Origin of the sequence: Halomonas sp. SIMBA_159 (assembly GCF_046536035.1) — a bacterium.
Classification (GTDB): Bacteria; Pseudomonadota; Gammaproteobacteria; order Pseudomonadales; family Halomonadaceae; genus Vreelandella; species Vreelandella venusta_A.
This window is the reverse complement of sequence record NZ_JAWJBT010001528.1, coordinates 1-239: the sequence shown is the minus strand read 5'-3', so window position 1 is coordinate 239 and position 239 is coordinate 1. Positions and strand designations below refer to the sequence as shown.

Genomic DNA, 239 nt, shown 5'->3' with positions numbered 1-239 from the left:
GAGAAGATACCGTGGTTAATGGCGTTGTTGAGGAACAGGATTTTCGCCGGTTCAACAAAGATAGACGCCAGCGGCAGCATGTCATGGACAACCATGAAGTTAACGCCCGCAGCCAGCATTTTGGACAGGGCTTCAACAATCGGGCCAATGCCGAGGAATGCCAGAATAGCGAGGATCATCCCGATGATGCCTGCGGAGAAGTTATTCACCAGCATCTCAAAACCGGATTTGATCTTACC

General features: G+C 50.6%; 1 pseudogene. It reads right to left on the bottom strand.

From position 1 onward, the window contains the following. A pseudogene (locus R0J87_RS24345) lies at positions 1–239 on the bottom strand (PTS mannitol transporter subunit IIBC); the annotation flags it as partial.